This is a genomic window from Pseudoalteromonas sp. GW168-MNA-CIBAN-0100 (genome assembly GCF_040309225.1).
In the GTDB taxonomy this organism is placed as follows: Bacteria; Pseudomonadota; Gammaproteobacteria; order Enterobacterales; family Alteromonadaceae; genus Pseudoalteromonas; species Pseudoalteromonas arctica.
Genome location: NZ_JBEOOL010000306.1, coordinates 1 through 329 on the forward strand (window position 1 = coordinate 1; position 329 = coordinate 329).

Below are 329 nucleotides of genomic sequence, written 5' to 3' on the forward strand. Positions count from 1 at the left end.
TTTGATTTAGGTTTACCAGATGACGTATTTTTTACTATAGGTGCTGAATACCGCCACGAAAGCTACAAAATAGAACAAGGCGAAGAAGCTTCTTATATTACCGCGCTTGATAGTAACGGCAACCCAATTGCAGCAGGTGGTGCACAGGTACTATCTGGTTTTGGTCCGCAAAGTGTTACCGACGAAAGCCGCCACAACGTAGCACTTTTTGTTGAATTTGATACCTACCTAACAGAAAAGTGGAATGTGGTTTTAGCCAGCCGTTATGAAGATTACAGCGACTTTGGCGACACATTCACCTCAAAAATAGCAACGCGTTACAGTATTAC

1 protein-coding gene is annotated in these 329 nt (G+C 42.6%); it reads left to right on the forward strand.

Annotation, left to right across the window (positions count from 1 at the left end; all coding sequences use genetic code 11):
* A partial coding sequence (locus tag AAEY62_RS21230) for a TonB-dependent receptor domain-containing protein (RefSeq protein WP_350636336.1) occupies positions 1 to 329 on the forward strand: 329 nt, incomplete at both ends.